18 protein-coding genes and 4 pseudogenes are annotated in these 21,087 nt (G+C 69.8%); 10 read left to right on the forward strand and 12 right to left on the reverse strand.

Features of this window, described 5'->3' with window-relative positions; genetic code table 11:
* Nucleotides 1-5 precede the first annotated feature (5 nt).
* Nucleotides 6-875 carry an SDR family oxidoreductase gene (locus tag HPY23_RS32070; protein ID WP_099954468.1) on the reverse strand — a complete coding sequence of 290 codons (870 nt, stop codon included), beginning with the start codon at nucleotides 873-875 and terminating at the stop codon, nucleotides 6-8.
* A gap of 102 nt (nucleotides 876-977) precedes the next feature.
* On the opposite strand from HPY23_RS32070, the gene HPY23_RS32075 reads away from it, so the two are divergent.
* Complete coding sequence (locus HPY23_RS32075) at nucleotides 978-1,868, forward strand: LysR family transcriptional regulator (protein ID WP_099954469.1); 891 nt, start codon at nucleotides 978-980, stop codon at nucleotides 1,866-1,868.
* A gap of 229 nt (nucleotides 1,869-2,097) precedes the next feature.
* Nucleotides 2,098-2,753, forward strand: a pseudogene (locus tag HPY23_RS32080) (NAD(P)-dependent oxidoreductase).
* Nucleotides 2,754-2,777: 24 nt separating this feature from the next.
* Here HPY23_RS32080 and HPY23_RS32085 read toward each other — a convergent pair.
* Nucleotides 2,778-3,529 (reverse strand): annotated as a pseudogene (locus tag HPY23_RS32085) (SDR family oxidoreductase).
* Nucleotides 3,530-3,624: 95 nt separating this feature from the next.
* Here HPY23_RS32085 and HPY23_RS32090 point away from each other — a divergent pair.
* Nucleotides 3,625-4,536 (forward strand): AraC family transcriptional regulator, encoded by a 912-nt coding sequence (locus tag HPY23_RS32090; RefSeq protein ID WP_099954470.1) that lies wholly within the window; start codon nucleotides 3,625-3,627, stop codon nucleotides 4,534-4,536.
* Between the two features lie 204 nt (nucleotides 4,537-4,740).
* A complete protein-coding gene (locus HPY23_RS32095; RefSeq protein ID WP_099954471.1) occupies nucleotides 4,741-5,214 on the forward strand; it encodes a hypothetical protein in 474 nt (157 codons plus the stop codon).
* Between the two features lie 127 nt (nucleotides 5,215-5,341).
* Here the strand turns inward: HPY23_RS32095 and HPY23_RS32100 are convergent, their stop codons facing one another.
* The 3 genes from HPY23_RS32100 to HPY23_RS32110 form a co-directional block, all read right to left on the reverse strand.
* A complete protein-coding gene (locus HPY23_RS32100; protein ID WP_099954472.1) occupies nucleotides 5,342-5,818 on the reverse strand; it encodes a YciE/YciF ferroxidase family protein in 477 nt (158 codons plus the stop codon).
* A 597-nt stretch (nucleotides 5,819-6,415) separates the two neighbouring features.
* Nucleotides 6,416-7,624 carry an MFS transporter gene (locus HPY23_RS32105; protein WP_099954473.1) on the reverse strand — a complete coding sequence of 403 codons (1,209 nt, stop codon included), beginning with the start codon at nucleotides 7,622-7,624 and terminating at the stop codon, nucleotides 6,416-6,418.
* Between the two features lie 135 nt (nucleotides 7,625-7,759).
* Nucleotides 7,760-8,212 (reverse strand): DoxX family protein, encoded by a 453-nt coding sequence (locus tag HPY23_RS32110; protein WP_099954474.1) that lies wholly within the window; start codon nucleotides 8,210-8,212, stop codon nucleotides 7,760-7,762.
* Nucleotides 8,213-8,315: 103 nt separating this feature from the next.
* Between HPY23_RS32110 and HPY23_RS32115 the strand changes: the two genes are divergently transcribed.
* Nucleotides 8,316-9,203, forward strand: coding sequence for a LysR family transcriptional regulator (locus HPY23_RS32115; RefSeq protein WP_099954475.1), 888 nt, complete (start codon nucleotides 8,316-8,318; stop codon nucleotides 9,201-9,203).
* Between the two features lie 16 nt (nucleotides 9,204-9,219).
* On the opposite strand, the gene HPY23_RS32120 is transcribed toward HPY23_RS32115, so the two are convergent.
* Both HPY23_RS32120 and HPY23_RS32125 read right to left on the reverse strand, forming a co-directional pair.
* Nucleotides 9,220-9,540 (reverse strand): DMT family transporter, encoded by a 321-nt coding sequence (locus tag HPY23_RS32120; RefSeq protein WP_099954476.1) that lies wholly within the window; start codon nucleotides 9,538-9,540, stop codon nucleotides 9,220-9,222.
* Nucleotides 9,541-9,676: 136 nt separating this feature from the next.
* The gene (locus HPY23_RS32125; protein ID WP_200602005.1) at nucleotides 9,677-10,369 is read right to left on the reverse strand and encodes a DNA-binding protein; all 693 of its coding nucleotides are present in this window, start codon (nucleotides 10,367-10,369) and stop codon (nucleotides 9,677-9,679) included.
* 287 nt (nucleotides 10,370-10,656) lie between these two features.
* Between HPY23_RS32125 and HPY23_RS32130 the strand changes: the two genes are divergently transcribed.
* The 5 genes and pseudogenes from HPY23_RS32130 to HPY23_RS33460 all read left to right on the forward strand — a co-directional run.
* A complete protein-coding gene (locus HPY23_RS32130) occupies nucleotides 10,657-12,522 on the forward strand; it encodes a KAP family P-loop NTPase fold protein (protein ID WP_099954478.1) in 1,866 nt (621 codons plus the stop codon).
* 48 nt (nucleotides 12,523-12,570) lie between these two features.
* The gene (qatB, locus tag HPY23_RS32135; RefSeq protein ID WP_329618775.1) at nucleotides 12,571-13,395 is read left to right on the forward strand and encodes a Qat anti-phage system associated protein QatB; all 825 of its coding nucleotides are present in this window, start codon (nucleotides 12,571-12,573) and stop codon (nucleotides 13,393-13,395) included.
* 95 nt (nucleotides 13,396-13,490) lie between these two features.
* Nucleotides 13,491-14,672 (forward strand): Qat anti-phage system QueC-like protein QatC, encoded by a 1,182-nt coding sequence (gene qatC / locus HPY23_RS32140; protein ID WP_123834355.1) that lies wholly within the window; start codon nucleotides 13,491-13,493, stop codon nucleotides 14,670-14,672.
* Nucleotides 14,673-14,708: 36 nt separating this feature from the next.
* The gene (gene qatD, locus HPY23_RS32145) at nucleotides 14,709-15,503 is read left to right on the forward strand and encodes a Qat anti-phage system TatD family nuclease QatD (RefSeq protein ID WP_099954481.1); all 795 of its coding nucleotides are present in this window, start codon (nucleotides 14,709-14,711) and stop codon (nucleotides 15,501-15,503) included.
* A gap of 319 nt (nucleotides 15,504-15,822) precedes the next feature.
* A pseudogene (locus tag HPY23_RS33460) lies at nucleotides 15,823-16,147 on the forward strand (metallophosphoesterase); the annotation flags it as partial.
* Nucleotides 16,148-16,166: 19 nt separating this feature from the next.
* Here the strand turns inward: HPY23_RS33460 and HPY23_RS32150 are convergent.
* From HPY23_RS32150 to HPY23_RS32165, 5 genes and pseudogenes are all read right to left on the reverse strand, one after another.
* Nucleotides 16,167-16,457, reverse strand: a complete 291-nt coding sequence (locus HPY23_RS32150) for a hypothetical protein (protein ID WP_099954482.1) — start codon at nucleotides 16,455-16,457, stop codon at nucleotides 16,167-16,169.
* A 172-nt stretch (nucleotides 16,458-16,629) separates the two neighbouring features.
* On the reverse strand, nucleotides 16,630-18,243 hold the full coding sequence (locus tag HPY23_RS32155) for a tyrosine-type recombinase/integrase (protein WP_200602006.1): 1,614 nt from the start codon (nucleotides 18,241-18,243) through the stop codon (nucleotides 16,630-16,632).
* 269 nt (nucleotides 18,244-18,512) lie between these two features.
* Entirely contained in the window at nucleotides 18,513-18,929 is a 417-nt protein-coding gene (locus HPY23_RS33465) for a site-specific integrase (RefSeq protein ID WP_236012891.1), read from the reverse strand.
* A gap of 27 nt (nucleotides 18,930-18,956) precedes the next feature.
* Nucleotides 18,957-19,094, reverse strand: a complete 138-nt coding sequence (locus HPY23_RS33470; RefSeq protein ID WP_236012892.1) for a hypothetical protein — start codon at nucleotides 19,092-19,094, stop codon at nucleotides 18,957-18,959.
* A 1,049-nt stretch (nucleotides 19,095-20,143) separates the two neighbouring features.
* Nucleotides 20,144-21,087 (reverse strand): annotated as a pseudogene (locus tag HPY23_RS32165) (IS3 family transposase); the annotation flags it as partial.

Raw genomic sequence — 21,087 nt, forward strand, 5'->3', positions numbered from 1 at the left:
GTCCGTCAGGCCGAGGCCGCGATCTCGGCCGCCAGGTTGCGGTAGGTGCGCAGCGGGCGGCCCAGGAGCGAGGTCAGGCGCTCGACGTCGCCGGCCTCCGGGACCATGCCGTCGGTCAGGAAGCGCTCGGCCATCAGGCGCATGTCGTAGGCCATCCAGCCCGGCATGAACTGCCGGAGGTTCTGCTCGAACCCGGCGGTGTCGTCGCCGCCGTAGGCGACCGGGCGGCCCAGCACCTCCGACCAGATCGCGGCCACGGCCTCGCCCGTCAGCGTCTCGGGCCCGACGACGTTGATCCGGTCCAGGAGAAGCGGCCCGTCAGCCCGCTCCCGGCGGATGAGTTCGAGAGCGGCGACCTCGCCGAGGTCGCGCGCGTCGACCATGGCCAAACCCCTGGCGCCGATGGGCATGGGGTAGACGCCATGCTGGAGGACGACGTCCTTGACCGTCATCTCGTTGCTCATGAAGTAGGCGGGGCGCAGGATGGTGGCCTCGAAGCCCATCGCCTCGATCATCCGCTCGACGCCGAACTTGCCCGCGAAGTGGGGCACGTTCACGTAGACGTCGCTGTGGATCACCGACAGGTAGACGACCCGCTTGATGCCGGCCTCCCGGGCGACGTTGAGGGCAATCAGCGCCTGGGTGAATTCGTCGGGCACCACGGCGTTGAGCAGGAAGAGCGTGGAGACGCCCTGGAAGGCGCCGCGAAGGGCGTCGACGTCGAGCAGGTCGCCCTGCGCCAGGGCCACGCCGGCCGGAAGTCCCGCCTTGGCCGGATCGCGGACGAGGGCACGCACGTCGGCGCCGCGCTTCGCGAGATTGTCGACGACATGGCGGCCGATGGTGCCGGTGGCGCCGGTGACGAGAATGGTCATGGGATCTCTCCGGGTTGCTGCTGTTGACAGGACGGAAATTAGCGATCCACGTTCGTACTTACAGACACTATATCTGGACGGTCCGTCTCGCTGGTGGAACGCATGGACCTTCTCGCCCTCGCCGACTTCAACCTCGTTGCCCGCCATGGCGGGTTCGGGCGCGCCGCTCGGGCGGCCGGACGCCCGAAGGCGACGCTGTCGCGCCGGGTCTCGGAACTGGAGGGCGCGCTTGCACTCCGTCTGTTCGAACGCGGCGCCCGCACGCTGACGCTCACCGAGGAGGGGCGGGCCCTCCACGAACGGACTGGGATGCTGCTGGCCGAGCTCGACGAGACCGCGGCGGCCATCGCCTCGGGCGGCGCGAAGCCGCGCGGCCGGCTGCGGGTGAGCGCGCCACTCCTGTTCTCGCAGGTGGCCATGGGAAAGCTCGCGGCCGAGTTCGCCGTGAAGCACCCGGAGGTCCGGCTGGAGGTCACGACGGATGACCGGGCCGTCGACATGGTCGAGGAGGGCTACGACCTCGTGATTCGGGTCAACCCGGAGACCGACGAAAGCCTGGTCGGCCGCGTCTTCCTGCGCGACCGGCTGGTCGTCGTGGCCAGTCCAGCCCTCGGGCAGCCTCGGGGCAACCGGCCCGTTCCGGCCGTGGTGCGCGGTCCGGGCGGTGGCGACAGCTGGAAGGTGAAGGTGCAGGACGGGACGCCGCGCATCCCGTTCGAGCCGGTCCTCAGGCTGTCGTCGATGATCATGGTCCGCGACGCGGTCCGGGCCGGCGTCGGGGCCGCCTCGCTCCCCATCTCGCTCGTGAGCCACGACCTGGCCGCGGGCAGGCTGGTCCACTGGGGCGACGTCGAGGGGCCCGACATCGCGCTCTGGACACTGTACCCCTCCCGCCGGCTGCTCAGCGCCCGCGTCTCGGCGTTCCTCGACCACCTGAAGCAGGCGTTTCCGCAGGGCACGCCGGACGAGTTGGCGTCCTACATCGGCACGTGAGTACGGGCCGGCGCCCCGAAGCCTGCGCGTCATCGAAGGTGCGGCGGGCGTCCTCGATCAGCGGCTCGCGCTCGCGTAATCAGCCCGTGAAGCTCTTCCAGGGTTGGCAGCCAACGTGCGCCAGCCGTCTCGCATGTGGAACGGTACGTCTATATCGTACGACTATTCGCCCATTCACGGATCGCTAGCTTTGGCCTCGTGAGAAGCAGCCAGCTTCCCGGAGGCAGCCATGCAAACCGTATCGAGCGAACCCCGACCGAAGATCCTGGTTCTCGGCGCCACCGGCGGGACGGGCAGGCGGATCGTCGCCCAGGCCCGGCACGCGGCTTCGACGTGACGGCGTTGGTGCGCTCACCTGGGAAGGCAGACGTCCTCCCTGGTGCCAGGCTGGCGGTGGGCGACGCCCGCGACCCGAAGGTGCTGCGAGAGGCTCTGAGGGGGCGGGACGCGGTGGTGAGCGCGCTAGGCACGCCGGCAAGCCCGTTCCGGCAGGTGACGCTCCTGTCCGAGGTCACCCGTACCCTGGTCGACGCCATGAAGGCCGAGGGAGTTGCGCGCCTCGTCGCGATCACGGGAATCGGTGCGGGTGACAGTCGGGGGCACGGCGGCTTCGCTTTCGACCGCCTGATCTTCCCGCTGCTCCTACGCCACGTCTACGCCGACAAGGACCGCCAGGAGGCCATCGTCAGGCGGAGCGGCCTCGACTGGGTGCTCGTCCGTCCCGCCGTCCTGAGCGATAAGGCCGGCCGTGGCGCCGTCCGGGCGCTCACCGACCTGTCAGGCTTCCATGGCGGGAGCATCACCCGCGAGGACGTCGCGCGCTTTGTGCTCGACCAAGTCGATGCCGACGCGTGGCTCGGTCGAACCCCCTTGATCACCTGGTGAGCGCGTATGCGAGCCGACGCCGCCTCAGGCGGCGCGACCGGCCAGGACGACGGCATCGGCGCCGGCGGGCAGGCTGATCGGGCAGGCCGGGTCGGTCACGGCGCGCCAGACCGCCTCGGCCACGTCGAAGGGGCGTGTCACCTCGGTCTCGGGCTGCTGCTGCCATGACGCGAAGACCTTCTGCACCAGGTCGGCATAGGGCTCGGGGAAGCCCCCCGTCATGCGGGACCGTGCGCTCTGCCCGAAGGCCGTCTCCGGCGCCCGTCCGGGGATGACGAGCCTCGCCCGCACGCCGAACGGCTCCAGCTCCAGGGCCAGGGATTCCGTGAAGGCGTTCACCGCGGCCTTGCTCGCCGTGTAGACGGAGAGCAGGTGCAGGGGCTTCTGGGTGACGCTCGAAGAGACGTTCACGACGACGCCAGCCCTGCGCTCCCGGAACTGCGGCAGCACCGCCTGGGTCATGGCGAACGTTCCGAACGTGTTCGTCTCGAAGATCTCGCGCACGACGTCCATCGGCGTGCCTTCAAGTGCGTTCAGCCAGCCGATGCCGGCGTTGTTGACCAGGACGTCGATGGGCCCGGCGGCCTCGACGGCTTGGCGGATGCTCGCCGCGTCGGTGACGTCGAGGGCGAGCACGCGCAGGCGATCGGTGGCGGGCAGGTTCACCTCGCGCGGCGTGCGCATGGTGGCCACCACGTTCCACCCCCGGTCTAGGAAGAGGCGGGCGGTCTCAAACCGAACCCGGACGAGCAGCCGGTGATCAGGACGGTTTGCATGTCGGCTCCAACAAGTTGTGACCGTCGTTGGATAGATCCGGCCTGCGGGACGGGCTACAATCGCACGTCCCGATCTTATTAGCGTCAGTCCGGAAATGGCCGATCCGCTCGCCGATGTCGTCACCCTCCTCCGGCCGAGCGCCGCGTTCTCCAAGTCCGTGAGCGGCTCGGGCCCGTGGCGCGTTCGCCGGGCGGAGCACGGTCGTCCGTTTTACTGCGCCGTCCTTGATGGATCCTGCGGCCTGGCGGTCCGGGGGCGTGACAGGGTGATCCTGGAGCCGGGGGACTTTGTCCTCGTCCCGGCCGCGGACGCGTTCGAGATGTCGAGCCCCACGCCCCCGACCGAAGGCTCCGAGACGATGCCGGTCGAGATGCGGCCCGGCGAGTTCCGGATCGGGCATGAGGATGGGCCGGCGGACGTCCGGCTGCTCGTCGGCTACTGCACCTTCGGCTCGCCCGATGCTGGGCTGCTGGTGTCGCTCCTGCCGAGCCTCGTCGAGGTCCGGGGCCAGACCAGGCTCGCCTCCCTCGTGCACCTCGTCGGCGAGGAGGCGCGCCAGCGCAGGCCCGCGCGCGACCTCATCCTGACGCGGCTGCTGGAGGTCATGCTGATCGAGGCACTGCGCTCCATGAACGGTCCCGCGACGTCGCCGGGCCTCGTGCGGGGGCTCGGCGACGAGCGCCTGGCCGCGGCCCTGCGCAGGATGCACGAGCGACCGACCGCGTCATGGACCGTCGCGCGCATGGCGCAGGAGGCGGGGCTCTCGCGCTCCGTGTTCTTCGAGCGGTTCAGGCGAGCGGTCGGGGTCGCGCCGATGGAGTACCTCCTCGACTGGCGGATGGTCCTGGCGAAGGACCTCCTGCGTCGCGAGGGCGGCGGCGTCGCCGAGGTGGCCGCGCGGGTAGGCTACGGCTCCGCGAGCACGTTCAGCGTGGCGTTCTCCCGCCATGTGGGCCTTCCGCCGGCCGCGTATGCGCGGGAGCGAGGCGTTCGCGAAGTCGCATGACAAGGCGGGCCGCGACCGGACCGGGAACACGCCCAACCGCCACGAGCCGTCGGCCGGCGGTCGCGGGTCAGGCTTGCGACCGCGCCCGGTCGAAGAGCGTCCCGCCTCCGTCGTTGATGACCCCCGGCGTAGCTCGCGCGGAACACCGGCCGACGCAGCCGCTTTGCCATCCGGTCGGGGCATCTCGGGCAAGGGGCGGCGAACATGCGGGAATACGGGGCCTCGTTCGGCATCGGGTTCGTGGCGGGGATGCGCAGCATGTCCGCCTGCGCCGCGCTGACGTGGGCGGCATCGCAGGGCCGGACGCGCGGCGACTTCATCCCCGCCGGTCCGGGCGCGCGGGCTCTTGCCACGACGGCCGCCGCGGCCGAGATGGCCGGCGACAAGATGCCGTTCGCACCCGACCGCCGCATCCCGCCTTCGTTCGCGCTCCGGCTCGCCATCGGCGCGGTCGGTGGCTGGGTCCTGGCCGGCCGGCGTGCCTCGCCCGAGTACGGCGCACTGGCCGGCGTCGCCGGCGCGGTCGCGGGCACGCTCCTCGGGCGAGGCGCCCGGGGCGGGGACTCGCGGACATCTACAGGACGAGCCCGGGGCCTTGCCGAGGACGCCGTCGCCGTCGGCCTCGCCGCTTTGGTGGTCGCATCGGCGGAGACGAAAAGGCACCGGTCATCGCCGTGAGGCGGCCTGGCGCCGGCTCAAGCGTATCGAGCGGCGTCGGCTTACCAAGTGGATCACATCGGCTTCGCGCAGCATGCGTTGGAGCCACATGCTGCGCGTCGCGGGACCCCGAGGGTTGGTCGGTCGCTCAGGCGCCCATGATCGTGGCGGCGATCTCGTTGTGCCGCTCGTCGGCCGCCTTGGCCTCGTCGAGGGAGGTTTGCATCGCTGGCGCCGTTCCGCTCAAGCCGGCCTGCTCGGCGTAGGCGCGGATCGTGCCGAAAGCCGTGATCCAGTAGTGCAGTGCGAGCTGGCCGGTGGCGATGATGCCGAGGTCGCGCGAATCGTCATCGGGCGCCTGCTGGCGGATCTGGCGGCTGACCTCGTAGAGGCCTTCCAGCACCGGGTTCTTCTGCTCGCCGCTGCCGCCCGCCTCCTGCAGGGCCTGGTCGATGCGTTGCGCCCATTGCTGCGAAGTCTGGTTGCCCTGCTCCAGGGCCGCCTTGAGGTCGGGATGGTGGGCGTCGTGCCGGATCTCGTCGGTGGCCTGCGCGGCGACCTTGCCGCCGTTCTTCATGGCAGCGAGCTCTTGGGCCACGAGCGTCTTGAGAGCGTCGTTGTTCATCGTCGTCCTCCGGGTGGGAGCGTCGACGCAGGATGCGGCCGACACCACGGAGAACGCCCAAAAAGCAAGCTGCACCTCGTGTGCGACGATAAATGTCAGTTGCTTTATGATAACCGGCTGAATTCAGCCAGGTATTGGTTGGGATTGGCGCTTGCACTTACCATCAAGATCAGAAAAGCATTAGAATTCAAACAACCAGGCTGGCCGTTGAGCGCGGCCATTGCTGGGACAGTGTAAGTCAGAGATAGGCATGACCCGGCGCTTCCGTCGCACGAACAGCGTGCGGTAGACGTCCGACGTCGAACGGTCGAGCGGCCGTAGCTCCAACGCTGCGGGAAGGGTCGCTTTGGGCGCCGGGGAAGGCGCTGCCAACATTTCAGGGCTGATGACCACGGTGGCGATGTGGCCCGCGGGCACCGCCGAGTAGCCGTCAGGCAAGGTCGTGGCGGTCGGGATGGGCTGCATCGGCCCCTACGGCAAGTGGATGAGCGACCGCGGTCAAAGCGGGACCGGAGCGTCCGTCGAGAACATCTGGATGGGATGACTACCTCGGTCCCGCAACGGCCCGGTCGGGGTCGGAAGCGGCGGTTCGCTGCGCTAATCGGCGGTGGCGGGCCGCGGCTCGCTTCGCGCCCTCCGGTGGGTGAAGCCGACCAACGAAGTCACGGCCAGCATCATGCCCGCGACGGCCGCCAGGGTCACCGGGAGGGACGCCACTGTCAGGACCGCGCTGGCCAGGATGATGCCGACCGAGTTCGCCGTGCGCAGGAGGGCGAACGCCTCGGCACGCCTGTGCGCCGGGGCGAGCGCGTCGAACACGAGCGAGTAGTAGGTACCCAGGGGTGCCAGGACGAAGCCCATCAGCACGGCGCCGGCCACGGTCAGGGCGAGGGACGCATCGAGGGCCGCGAGCAGCGAGCCGACCGTCATCACCGACAACTGGGCCAGGACGGATGTGCGGGAAGCCTTCAGATTCCGGACGCTGACCCACACGCCGCCCGCCACGGAGGCCAGGCACAGGGGGACCGTGAACAGGATGGCCATCGCCGGTTCGTGGCCGAAGCTCAGCGCGAGGGCGACGGCCCCGATCTCGATGGCCGCCACCGCGGCGCCGCCCGCGGTCGCGCACAGCAGCCAAAGCAGCATGGGAGCGCTGACGACCGAACCACCGGTCTCCGGCGCGTCACCGGCGCATGCCTCTCCTGCGGAGGGAACCAGGAGAGCCGGAACGGCGCCCAGCACCGCGATGGTGGCAACCGCGAAGGCTGGGGAGACAGTGCCCACCACCGACGCCAGGACCGGGGCCAGCACGAAGGTCACCTCGTTGAGCGTGGCCGCGATCCCGAGGGCGCGCGGCAACCGAGCCTCGGGCGTCAACCGGTTGAGCGTGGAGCGCAGGTACCCGTAGGCCGCGCCGTTGACCGATCCCGAGACCGCCGCGCAGGCGACGAGCCACGGCAGCGCCACCTCGCGCGAGACCAGGACGGCCATGCAGCCTAGCGCGAGCGTGCGGATGCCGACCAGGATCCTGAGGAACGCCGCCGCGCGCATGGCCGTGCCGAGCCGGGCGACGGGCACGGCGCCGACGACCTGCGCGAGCGTCATGGCAAGGACAATGGCTGCCCCGCCGCTGGCGTCCCCGGTCAGGCCCAGTGCGACCAGCGAGAACGCGACCGGAGCTGCCGCCTGCAGGACGCCCATGGCGGCGGCGGAGACGAACCAGCGCAGGAGGGCCAGGCCGTCCGGCGGCGTCTGGGTGGCGATGGCGTCGGCGCGGGAGACGGGGGCGTGAAGTCGTTCGGTCATCGAGAGCCGGGATGCCGCGGCACCATGAACGTATTTCCTTTCCGGCGCCGCGAAGCGTTGCCGAGGGCGGGACAAGCGAGGGCGCCGCGAACCGGTCGCGGCGCTCTTGTCGTTAGGTCCGGTTGCCGGACGAGGCTACGCTGCCTGTCGGGCCGCAAGAGGTTGCGCCTTCGGGAACCGCCCGAGGGCATCCGGATGGCCGAGGGCGTTCGAGAGCGCGAGCGCGCCGTTGCCCAACAGGGCCTGCGCGGCGAGCGCCAGGGCCCAGAACGCCGGGTACTCCCAGCCGCCCTTGGTGAACAGCCAGCCGTTGCCGGAGTGGGCCCAGGTCGCGCCGAGCAGGACCGGGAGCGCGGCGAGCGCGGCGTAGCGGGTCTGCAGGCCCAGGACCAGCATCAGCCCGGTCACGGCCTCGACGGCCATGACGGCCCAGGCGAGCGGGCCGGGCAGGCCGAGCTTGTCGAAGAACGCCGAGGCCCCGTCCATGCCGAAGACGAAGGGTTTGAGATACGGGCCGTGGGCGATGAGGGCGAAGCCGAGCGTCACGCGGAGCAGCGTCGTGCCGTAGGCGGCGGGGGTTTGGGTCATGTCTCGGCTCCCGATGGAGAATTGTCTCGCTTGCGCACCGTCATGATGTACCCTGTGCTCTGACGCATGGGGAGTTGCGAGTTTGCCGATATCATCCGCGGAAATGCACAGGGGCGACTGGGACGACCTTCGCTACGTGCTGGCCGTCGCGCAGGCCGGGTCGCTCGCGGCCGCGGCGCGCGCCCTGGGGGTCAACCACTCGACGGTGCTCCGCCGCCTCGGCGCCTACGAGACCCGCCTGGGCGTGCGGCTGTTCGACCGCCATCCCTGGGGCTACGTCCCGACGGCGGCCGGCGAGGAGATGGTGCGGGGCCTCGCCGCCGTCGACGGGGTCATCCACGACGTCGAGCGCCGCGCGGCCGGGCTCGACCGCAGGCTCACCGGCACGGTGCGCCTTTCGACCACGGACACGCTCGTCGCCTCGGTCCTGCCGCGGGCGCTGGCATCGGTGCGGGCGGCGCACCCCGGCATCACGCTGGAGGTGTCGACCGCGAACGCCTTCGCCGTCCTAACCCGGCGCGAGGCGGACATCGCGCTGCGGCCGACCCCCAAGTCGCCGCCCGAGAGCCTGATCGGCCGGCAACTCGCGGTCGTCCCCTACGCGGTCTACGGTGCGCCGGCCTATCTGGACGGACGCCCGCCGGACACCGCCCTCGCGGACCACGCGTGGCTCCGGCCCGACGCCTCTCTGCAAGACACCGCCGCCGCCCGATGGCTGCGGGCAAACCTGCTGGACTGCGAGCCGGTGCTCCGGGCCGACACGTTCGTCGCCCTGCGCGACCTGGCGCGCGCGGGCATCGGCCTCGCCCTGCTCCCCTGCTACCTCGGCGAGGCCTCCGAGGGACTCGTGCGCCTGCCGGGCAGCGACGTCCTCGACCTCGCCTCGACGCTCTGGGTGCTGACCCACGAGGACCTGCGCCGGGTCGCGCGGGTCGATGCCGTGGTGACGGCGCTGGTCGAGGGCCTCGCGACCGCCCGCTGGTCGCCTTGAGCGGGCGCCGCCGTGTCTACTGGGAGGTGGAAAGCTTCATCGTCACCAGGCCGCAGACGATGAGCGCCGCGGCGAGAATGCGCATGGGGCTCGCCTGCTCGCCCAGCACGGCGATGCCGACGACGAAGGCGCCCACCGCGCCGATGCCGGTCCAGATGGTGTAGGCCGTGCCCAAGGGCAGCGTGCGCATGGCTACCGCGAGCAGCCAGAAGCTGCCGACCATGCCCGCCGCCATGACGAGCGTCGGACCAATCTGGGTGAAGCCCTCGGACTGCTTCATGGCGTAGGCCCAGACGATTTCCAGGAAACCTGCGCCGACGAGATAGATCCAGGCCATGCGGCCCTCCTAAGAGAGCCGGGCCGACCCGGACATTGCTTCCCACGATGGGCGGGGTCGTTCCCCGTCGCCTGCGTATGCGGCGATGGCCAGGGAATACGACATCCACTCCCCAGTCAAGCGTTCCTGGCCGCGATCAGCTGGCCTTTCGGGCGTAGCGACCCTCGTCCTGCGGCTCGAAGTACCGTCCGTGGAAGACGCGGACATCCATCTTCTTCTTCAGCGTGCCCGCCGTCAGGGGTTCCTTGTGCAAGGTGGCGCCGCGCAGCGTCGCGGCCCTGAGCTCCGGCAGGATCTCGGTCGGCGTTAGGGGACCGCGCTCGGCGAGGAGCTCGGCTATCTCTTGCATGACACGGTCCCTGAACTCCTCGGCACGGAAGCGGTCGAGCTGGTACTCGACCTTCGCTAGGCGCGCCTGGACGCGACCGCTCCCGGCCTCGGCGGCCTCGGCGCGGGCGAGCAGGGCCACGTTCTCGGCCTGGAGGGTCTCGATCATGCCGAGCAGGTGCTCGCGGTCCTGATTCTCGTCGGCGGCGTCGGCCTCGGCGGCGGCACGCTCGCGGGCGAACGCCTGGGTGGCCTCGCGCTTGGCCTGCTTCCAGAGTTCCATGGCGAGCGCCTGCCCCTTTTCCTTCATGCCCTTGGTCATGTCGGTGGGTTCGAGCTTGGGGTCGTAGCTGCGCTTCTTCCGCCAGGCGCGCAGGTGCTTGCAAACCTCGCGGGGGGAACCGCCGGTTGGGATGGCCTCGCGCACCTTGCGCAGGCTGGGCCGCTCGCCGTTGGCGAGCAGCCTGTCGGCGACGAGGAAGACGGTGAACTCGGACGGCATGGGCGGTCCCCTGGGGTGGCGGGGAGCATGCCTGCACGAAGTTAAGCGGGCGCTGAAATCGGCCCTGCGGGGGCGCGGATTCGCGACTCCGCGGTCGGGTATCAGGTAGCGTGACCCGATACCCTGTTCGCGCGGCATCCAGAGCAATGGCTTGGCGCAGTTCAGGACGACTGCGCGGCCCCGAGCGTGCATCGTCGCTTCTAGGTTGTGGGTCACCTCACCGAGGCACTGGAACAAAAGGGGCTCAAATGCCTTGACTGGCGAACTTGGCCTTGGGGGGCTGGCGCATGTGGTCGGACAAGGAAACCGCGCGGGATTTCCTCAACTTCCATGCCGTCGCGGCGACCGCCGCCGAGATGATCGTTCAGGCCGAGGGGCAGGCGCTGTCGCTCGGGGTATCGGGTGGATGGGGCGCCGGTAAGTCCTCCATGGTCAAGCTCCTCCGGGCCGAGCTTGACGGCCGGGAGGGTCGGGACTTCGCGTTCGTCGAGTTCAACGCCTGGCTTTACCAGGGCTACGACGATGCCCGGTCGGCGCTGATGGAGGTCATCGGCACCAAGCTCCTGGAGTACGCCGAGGAGCACGAGAAGCCGACCACCCACATCCTTGAATTCCTCGGTCGTGTCCGCTGGGCACGCGCGGCGGGTCTGGCCGCCGGGGTGGCCGGCTCCGTCGCGGTCGGCATGCCGTTGCCCGGCGTCCTCGGGGGGCTCTGGGACGCGTTTCGCGGTCTGACGGACGGCGACGTCACGAAGGAGGATGTCGACGCGGCCAAGGCGGCGGGCAAGGAGGCGGCGGACACGGGCAAGGGGCTCGTCGGCGACAAGAAGGAGCGGCCTTCGCCACCGAAGCAGATCCAGGAGTTGCGCGACCACTTCGAGGCGACCCTGGAGGAGCTTGGCGTCACGCTCGTGGTGCTCATCGACGACCTGGACCGCTGCCTGCCAGCGACCGCCATCGCGACCTTGGAGGCGGTCCGCCTATTCCTCTTCCTTGAGGGCACGGCCTTCGTCATCGCGGCGGACGATCGCATGATCCGGAACGCGGTGCGCGCCCACTTCAACTTCGACGTGGCGCTCGATGACGACCTCATCACGAGCTACTTCGATAAGCTGATCCAGGTCCCGATCCGGGTGCCGCCGCTCGGGACCCAAGACGTGCGCGCCTACCTGATGCTCCTGTTCATCGAGAACAGCGGGCTTGAGGCGGAACGGCGCGACGAGCTCCGGACGGCGATCTGCGCACGGCTCGGACAGACTTGGCAGGGCAAGCGCGTCGACGCGGCCTTCGTTAAGACCCTCATCCAGGACTGCCCCGACGCCCTGGCCGCCCGTTTCGACCTCGCGGACCGCCTCGCGCCGACGATGGCGACGGCGGAGCGCATCTCGGGCAATCCGCGCCTGATCAAGCGCTTCCTCAATACGCTTTCGATCCGGATGTCGATTGCTCGGAGGCAGGGCGTCACGGTGGACGAACAGGTCCTGGCGAAGATGCTGCTGTTCGAGCGGTGCGGGCAGAAGGACGCCTACGCAAGCATCCTGAAGGCGGTGGCGGCGCACGACGAGGGCAAGCCGGCGTTCCTGGCACCCTGGGAAGAGGCCGCGCGAAAGGGAGAGCAGCCGCCGGGCTTGAGGCCCGAGTTCAACGGCGACTTCGCCAAGGGATGGCTGGCGCTCGATCCCCCACTTGCCGACCTCGACCTCCGAGCCGTCGTGTACGTGAGCCGCGACCACCTGCCGGTCATCACGCCGAACGACGAGATGTCGTCCGAGGCCGCAGCGCTACTCGCCGGGGTGCTCGCGATTAGGTCCGGCATCAGCGAGCAACTCGTCACCCAGCTTCGCGGCCTGCCTCACCGGGAGACCGCCCAGATCATGGAACGGGTGCTCGGCAAGGCTCGACAGGTTCAGGAATGGGGGACCCCGCCCATCTTGCACGCCGCCCTGACGATCGCGGCCGTCGACCCGGATCACGGCTCGACGTTCGCCCGTTTCCTGCGCGACGTGCCGCCGGCGCAGCTTACGGCCCCCATCGTGCCGATCCTGTCCGACAAGCCCTGGGCCGCAACGGTCCTGTCGCATTGGGCCGAGCAGGACGACACGCCGGCACCTGTCAAGCGTGCGATTTCGGCTGGCTCGCGACGGGGGCGCTGACTGATGGGCACCTCCTCGTCGAGCACTGGTCCGGGCGGCGGGGTGCCCATGGTGCCCCCCTGGGTTCCCCCTCTGCCGCCGCTGCTCCCGCCCTTGCCGCCCGAGGCGCCGCCCGACGCTGCGCCGGACGAGAGCCCCGCACCCCCGGCGCAGGACGTCCCGCAGCCGCTCCCGCCGGCCCCACCCAATCAATTTGCGCCACCGCGACGCTTCTCGGCGGCGCGCACGAGCCTGGGGCACTTCGCCCGCTCGGGTTCTCGGGACGACCTGCGCCGCGGGCTTGGGCATTACAGCCGGACCGGGCTAGGCGGATCGACGGCCGCGACCCGCCGGATGGGCGGAACGGTGGTCACCGCCGGCGGCCTCTACGGCGTCCTGGATGCCCTGCGCTCCGGCACCCGGCCGCCCGTGGACCTTGGGCTGGATGCCTCGGAGCTTCGCGGCCGCCCTGCCACCGAAGTCGCCGACCGGATCGCCAACGCCCTTAGGCCTTCGGACGGAACGCAGGACACCGAGGCTGCTAGAGACGCGATTTCCCGCGCGCTCTCCGACCTCATCGCGGCGGAGCCGGACGCCGACCTGCTGGCGCTTTCGCCGGAGCAGATCGGGGTGGTGGTCGAGGGGTACGTGGCCCACGACCTCTGCCACCGGGTCGAGCTCGACGTCGGTAAGGCGGTCCACGACAAGGCCCCCGATCCCGCGACCGCCACGAGCCGGCTCGAACAGATCAAGGACTACGTCCGGCAGGAAGTGGCGCGCCGCTTCCGCGCGCGGTCCGACCGGGGGCAGCGCCTCAGCCGCCAGGGGGCCGCGACGCTCGCCGCCAGCGTGTTGCGCGACACCTTCGAGGTCTTCGAGAGCTACCTGCGATGAGAGTGACGTGCGTTCCGGCAGGCGTCGCCGCGACAACGCCCTCCGACCTCCGCTACGTCCTCTACGGGACGCCTCCGGCCGCAGACGTCGGCTCCGTGGCCACCGCCCTGATCCCGACGGTACGTCGTCTCGGCCTGGCGCCTTCGGCCCGGGCATGGGATTTCCTGTCGGTCGCACTCTCCGTCATCGCGGCCGATGAAGGGTGCTCCCGCAGCTCCAGCCCGGACGGGTGGACCCGAAGCATCGACTTGTCGGTTGCCCTGATGGACCCGGTGTTCTGGCACGCGCGCCGGGAGATCCTCCAAGACGCCCTCGGCTTCCTCTCGACCGACCGCTGGAGAATCGAGTTCGTCGGGGGCGGGTTGCAGCCAGCGCCGCCGCCCCAGGTCATGCCGCGGCCGGAGGAGTGCGTCTGCCTCCTTTCCGGCGGCCTCGACAGCCTCATCGGGGCGCTCGACCTCAGGGCTGAAGGGCGGCGGGCGCTGCTCGTCAGCCAGATCGCCAAGGGCGACAAGCAGACCCAGCGCGAGCTGGGGCACATGATCGCCGGCGATGGGATGCACCTGCAGCTCAACCACAATGCCAGGCCGCCGGCCGGCTTTTCGGACCGGTCGCAGCGGGCCCGCTCGATCATCTTCATCGCCTACGGCGTCCTTGCCGCGACCTGCCTCGCGACCTACCGGGACGGTCAGACCGTCGACCTGTACGTTCCCGAGAACGGCTTCATCAGCCTGAACGTGCCGTTGACGCCGCTGCGTATGGCGAGCCACAGCACGCGGACCACCCACCCGGTGTTCATGCGCCGTCTGCAGGACCTGATCGACGCCGCCGACCTCCGGGTCCGCCTGGTGAACCCGTACATCCTGAAGACCAAGGGGGAGATGCTGTCCGGCTGCGCCGATCGCGCCTTCCTGCTGAGCCACGCGGGCGAGACCACGAGCTGCGGCCGCTACGCCCGAACCGCCTTCACCCAGTGCGGGCGATGCGTGCCCTGCCTCATCCGGCGCGCCTCGTTCCACGCGGCCGGCATTACGGACGCGACGCTCGCCTACAAGTACGACATCTCGCTCCCGGGCCGGAAGCACCGCGACTTCGAGGACGTCAGGGCCGCGGCCATGGCCGTCGGAAGGGTCGAGGCATCGGGCCTCAAGGATTGGCTCGGGGGCGCCCTCAATGCGGCCCAACTCGGTGCCGATACCGCGCCGTACGAGGACGTCGCCAGGCGTGGCATCGGTGAGCTCGGCTCCTTCCTGAGAGGGGTCGGCGTGATCCGATAGGTCTCCGGGCGGCTGTCGGTTAGCCGAGGCACCCGCTTGATCGACCTTCACTGCCACATCGACCTCTACCCGGACCCGGCGGCAGTGCTGGACGAGGCCGAGAAACGCGGCGCCTTCGTTCTGGCCGTCACCACGACGCCGCTCGCGTTCCAGGGCAACATGGATCTCGTCGCGGGCCGCCAGCGCATCAGGGTCGCGCTTGGGCTCCATCCCGAACTGGTTGCCGAGCGTCACGCCGAGATCGACCTCTTTCTCGACCTGCTGCCGCGAACCGCCTACGTCGGCGAGGTCGGCCTCGATGGCAGCCCAAGGAACCGGGCCAGCTTCGGCCGACAGGAGCGGGTCTTCGCGAGGATCGTCGAGGAGTGCGCCCGCCTGGGTGGGCGCGTGCTGAGCATACACTCCCGACGCGCCGCAGGCTGCGTTTTGGACATCCTCGGCTCGGCTCCGGCCTGCGGGGTTCCGGTCCTGCACTGGTTCAGCGGAACCTCGCGCGAACTCGAACGTGCCGTCGCGGCCGGCTGCTGGTTCAGCGTCGGGCCACTCATGCTCGCCACCCCTGCGGGCCTGCGCCTCGTGTCCGCTATGCCTGCCGACAAAGTGCTGACCGAGACCGACGCACCCTTTGCCCAGGTCGCGGGAGTTCCGCTCATGCCGTGGGACGTCCTGGACGCGGAAGCCGTGTTGGCAGGGCTCTGGGGTATCGCCGAGGAAGAGACGCGCCACCGGTTGCGTCGGAACCTTCTTCGCCTGGCGAAACGCGCGACCGAGATGTCGGTCGAACCACGAACCGCGCCCCACGCCAACGAAAGTCGCTTGCGCGCTGGGTAGCAAGTAGCGCTATCCGATACCCCGCCGCCGAGGCGCGTTTCGGATCCCGGCTCGGTGAATCGGAACGGCCCTCGGCCCCGTCCCGGCGGTGCGCCCTTGTGGATCCCGGCACCACGGCCTTGCGCGGGCTCCCGGACCGGGACAGGTTCGCTGCCCCCTCTGGAGACACCGTCATGAAACCCGTCGGCCAGCACCCCACCCACTGATCGCAGGAGTGCCGCCACGGCCGAGCCTCCCTACCCGCGAGGCTCCGATGCCATCCAGAATCCTTTGGTCGAGCGACCACCATTTCGGCCACCGGGCCATCCTCGACGAGCGGATGTCCCTCCGACGTCCGTTCGCCTCCATCGAGGAGCACGACGAGACGCTGATCGCGAACTGGAACGCCGCGGTGCGCCTCGACGACACCGTCTGGCACCTCGGCGACTTCTGCTACCGCTGCAGCGAAGATTACGCCCGCTCCGTCTTCGCCCGCCTCAGGGGACGCCGCCGCTTCCTCGTCCGCGGGAACCACGACAGGATCGGCGCGCGCCTGCCCTGGGACGATGTCGTCGACGTCGCCCGGGTGGTCGTCCAGCAACCGGACGGCACGCCCCAGGGCGTCTGGCTGAGCCACTACGCCCATCGCGTCTGGCCCGGGGCAAGCCCGGGCGGGTGCAGAGGTCAGGCCCGCGCGGCGACCGCCTCGACGATGCGCTCGACCGTCGGGCTCACCCTGCCGAGCACCCACCCGTTGCGGTGCCCGGTCAGCACGCAGCCGATCGCCGCCCGGATCCGCTCGATGCGGTCGCGCGGCGTGTCCCTGTCCGTGAAGGGTCGGAGCAGGTCGGCGTCGTCCTGGCGGATGCCCCGTCCGCCGAGGCGGGCGACGAGGGACGCGACTTCCTCGTCCGTGGCACGGGGCAGCCCCGTGCGGAGGAAGGCCTCGATGTCGGCGATGTCGATGGTGCGCATAGGAAGGCTCCTGCCCGGCGCGGCGGCCGGTGCGATCGTTGGGAGCCCTCAAGGGGATGCGGGAGGCTGACCGGCCGGAGCCGGTCCCCTATGCCAGGAGGATGCCCCCGCGCGGGGCGCGCCGCAAGGGCCGGGTCTGTCCGGTGAGCGGACACACCCGAGGGGAGGGGGCTCATCGCCGGGGCTTCCTCTCCGCCTTGGGCTTCCTCGGCCGGCCCGGCCCGCGCACGACGGGCTCGGGATCCGGCGTGGGATCGGGCGCCTCGACCGGCGGTGCCGCCCGCAGCATCCGCTCGACGACAGGACGCTCGCGCTCGTATGTGTCGAGCACGTGCCGGACCCACGCAGCCATGCCCTTGGCCTTCAGCGGGAAGCGCTGCGCCCGGGCGTAGACCCTTCGCGTGATGTCCTCGATCCGCGCCTCCTCGGTGTCCTTGCCCGAGCTATGCGCGAGGATGGCGCTGCCGGCGCCGCCGAGCTCCTCGTCCGCGAGGTAGGATGAGAGCGTCCGGCGGGCATCGTGCGGGGTCCAATGCCGGACCCCGACAAGCCTCAGCCAGTCCCGCTTGCGGACGGTGACGGCGCCCTTCTTGCCCGCCTTCGTCTTTCCCTGGAGGCGGTAGAGGAGCTGGTTCAGGCCATCGGAGGTGACGTGCTTGCCGGCCGCCCGGCTCGGGAATAGCCAGTTGCTGTCGTTGTCCCGCTCGAACCTGGCGAAGATTGCCAATGCCTCGGGCGGGATCGGGAGGCCGTGCGGGCGGGCCGCGCTCGTGCCGCCCTTCATCTCCTCGCCGGTCCAAGTCCAGGCAAGCCAGCCCGGGTGGTCGGGCACGGGGATGACGCCATCCCGCCGGGTCCCGCCAAGCGCGCCGGTCCGCTGCGCGGTCAGGACGACGGCCCACAGGGCTGCGATCGTCCCCGGGGTGGTCTCCTGGTCCGTGCCGCCGAGCGCCCGGCAGTGCTCGGCAACGAGGATCGTCCGGACGAGCTCCGTAACCGTCGGCGTGTGCTCGCGCGTTTGCGCCTTGTACCGGACCTTCGCGCGGTTGGACCACCACGGGACATCCTGCTCCGTCCAGCCGCAGAGCCCGGAGTGATCGCTGTGACCCCAATCGAGCGCCGCGCGGGCGTTCGCCATCGCCCGGGATGCCGTGCTCGGAGCCTGGTTCCGAACCAGGGCGTCCCGGACGCGCTCGAAGTCCGCGAGCGTGACGTCGGAGACCGGCGTCTCCGCGATCTCGGCGAACTCGGGCAGGCGAAGGGCGCGCTCGTACTGGCTGTCCCAACCCTCGCGAAGGGTCGGAAGGTGATGCTCAAGGAACAGGTCGACGAGGTCGCGCCATTCCCACGGACCATCGCGCCGACGGTCCGCCTCGGTTCGCTCCGGCCGGCGAGGCTCGAACGGGGGGTAGGCGAGCTCGACCGCCTCGGGCAGGGACGTGCCCTCGCCGAGGGACCGCTCGAAGATCTCGGCGTCGAACTTCGGGTCGAACCCGGCGGCGAAGTCCAGGCGCGCGCGGGCCGCGGCGATCCGCGCGGCCTGTAGGTCCATCACGTCGGTGCCTCCGAGCCGGATCGTCCCCCGGCGGTGGCGCAGGTACCAGGTGCCGCTGGCCTTCGTGACACGCAGCGTCAGGCCGGTCGCGTCCTTGGCCGTGTCGGCGAACTCGATGCCGCGGCCCGGGACCCGTCCCTCGTCGATCAGCCGCATCGCCCGCGCCACGGCATCGGCCGTGAGATGGACGCGCTCGCGCTCGTAGCCGCCTCGCTCCTTCGCCTTCGCCACCGTGTCCTCCGCATGGGATACAACGGGGATACAACACGGCCCCGGAGGTCGCGGCAACGCAGCGGACTGCGCAGGGGCACAAGAAATTCTTGCAACATGAAGAAGTTAGTCGAAGTGGTTAACAGGCTTCGCGGGTGCTCGGAAACCCGCCTCTAAAGCTTCCCAAGCTGAATGTCGTCGGTTCGATCCCGATCGCCCGCTCCATCCAAACCGTTGAAGCGTCAGCTTTCTTGACGGTCTGCAGCTGATATCGCGGACCCCATGTTCGTTCAGGCGCTGTTCTTCAGCGCTCGATGGGCAAGTCGCAGCTCCGCCACAGTTTGCGATTTCCCGACCGCACCACGCGAGTAGCGGACCGTAGTCTTCGCATCGGTGTGGGCAGCGATGGCTCGGATCGCGTCGAGATCGGCTCCTGCATCCTCGGCTTCGGTGATGGCGCCTGCCCGCGCATCCATGTTCCAGATGTGATCCGGAATGCCGGCCGCCCGGGCCACCTTGCGCCACTCGCGCTGAAAGGCGTCTCCGGCGTGGGGACGACCTTGCTGTTCATCAATGATGAGCGGACCGACGCGCTGCTCGAACGGGATCTGGGCGGCGATCTTCTGGACATGTGGGCAGAGGGAGAAATCGTGCGCGATCATCGCGCCGGTCTTCGTTGTCGCCTTGCGGGTCACCCCGTCGAGCACCAAGCCCGCCCAGGTTAGGCCATTCACTCAGCGCCGGCCGTTGAGCACGATGCCGGTCCGCGCTTCCCCCTCCGGGATCGGCTCCCACTCGCCCACCACATCCTTCTGCCGCATGACGGCATCGAACTGGATCGCGGTCGCGAGCGCCAGGGAGATGCGCCCCATCTCGATCGCCTTCGGGATGAAGGCCCCGACATGGTCGAGGTCGAGAGTGGTGCGGCGCCGAGCCGGCTGCGGGAAGCGGACGTCGGCGAGGATATCCCGGACCCGGGCGCAGTCATCAAGTCGGCCGCCACGCCGTAGGAGAACAGCTCGCGGAGCTTCTTCATAAGGCCCCAGGCGCGTCGGATACGCTCGGGCCGGCCGGGCGCCTTGGGTTTCTTCGCCGCATCGTACCAGCGCCAGAGATCGGCGAGCTTCACGCACGGCACCAGCCGATCGCCGACGGTCCTCTCGATCAGCCCGAGCACATGAGCATCCTTCTCCCGGGTGGTGTGCTCGAGCCGGCGGTCGAACGGGCTCTCCGGGTCGGTCTGGTAGCGCCGCGACAGGCTACGGATCGAGCTGTCGAATCGGTTCGGATCCCGCAAGTGACCGGACGACCATTCCAGCATCTCGGCCTGGAGCCGGAGGCATGCCGCGGAGAGTAGCGGCGCGTCTTCGGGCTCGTCGAGGCGGTAGGGGAGGCGGACCGTCTTCGGCTCGTAGCCACGTTTCACGAGGTCGGCGCGAGCCGCCCACATGGGCACGTCAGGCCCGCTCTTCCGCGCTTTGCGCTTCAGGCCCGGTGTCGGGAATTCAGAAGGCATCGAGGTTCTCCACTCCGTCGGGCGCCATTGGCTCGACGGTGGAGGACCGTAGCGCCTCAGGAAGTAGGCCTGCACTGCCGGCCACGGGCGGCCGCCCATCAGCGGGTCGACTTTCGGTAGGCCGTCGCGCTCCAGGATCTTCGCCTTCGCTGCCCACTCGGTCGGGCTCTGGCTGAGGCGCCGGGCCACCTCGGCCTCGCATGGAAAGAGGCCCTGGTTGCGGGGGGATGGGCGCGGCATGGTCAGGATCGCTCACATCTTTCGGAAGCCCGCTGGAACGTATCGGGCGTTAAATTGTAGTTCGGGCAGATGAGGCGCGCGCGAGCAGCGCCCAACACCTCAAACCCGAAAGCTGCACGGTCATGTTTTGCTGATCAGCCCCCACGAGGTGGCCCGAGTGGAATGTTAGTGGACCGTGGGCCTTTCCACCACGGGTAGCTTGGCCGGCGGAGCCGGTCGGGCGAGCGCAGCCGGCCAAGCGGTTAAAGCTGGCACGAACACCTCCGGGGCCAGCGGGCGGTCGCCGAGCGAAGCGTGCGGCCGAACCCCATTATAGTGTCTCCTCCAGCTCTCGATCAGGATCTGCGCCTCCCGTAGAGAGTAGAAGATCTCCCCGTTCAGCAATTCGTCCCGTAGCCTCGCGTTGAAGCTCTCGATGTAGCCGTTCTCCCACGGTGATCCAGGCGTGATGTAGGCTGTCTTTGCGCCCACGGCGGTGATCCACTTCTGCACAGATTGAGCGATGAACTCCGGTCCATTGTCAGAGCGAACGTGCGCAGGCACGCCGCGCAGAATGAACAAGTCCGAGAGCACATCGACCACGTCCGGTGCCTTGAGCTTGCGCGCTACCCGGATCGCCAGGCACTCGCGGGTGAACTCGTCGATGACGTTCAGCAGGCGGACCTTGCGACCGTCATGCGTGCGCGCCTCGACGAAGTCGTAGGACCAGACGTGGTTGCGGTGCTCGGGCCGCAGCCGGACACAGGAGCCATCCCCGTCCCACAGCCGGCCCTTCTTGGGCTGACGGGCCGGTACCTTCAGCCCCTCCTGCCGCCACAGCCGCTCCACCCGCTTGTCGTTGACCAGCCAGCCCGCCGCCCGCAGCAGGGCGGCGATCTTGCGGTAGCCGTAGCGGCCGTACCGGCGCGCCAACTCGACCAGGTCGGCCAGCAGCGCCGCCTCGTCGTCTCTCCCACGCGGCACCTTGCGCTGCGTCGAGCGATGCTGTCCGAGTGCACGACAGGCGCGCCGGCGCGCGGGGCTCAGAAGTTTCCCCGGGCGGCCTCCTGCAGGATCAGCTTGTCGAGCGTGAGATCCGCGATCGCCTTGCGCAGCCGCTGGTTCACGGT

Origin of the sequence: Methylobacterium ajmalii, assembly GCF_016613415.1 — a bacterium.
Classification (GTDB): Bacteria; Pseudomonadota; Alphaproteobacteria; order Rhizobiales; family Beijerinckiaceae; genus Methylobacterium; species Methylobacterium ajmalii.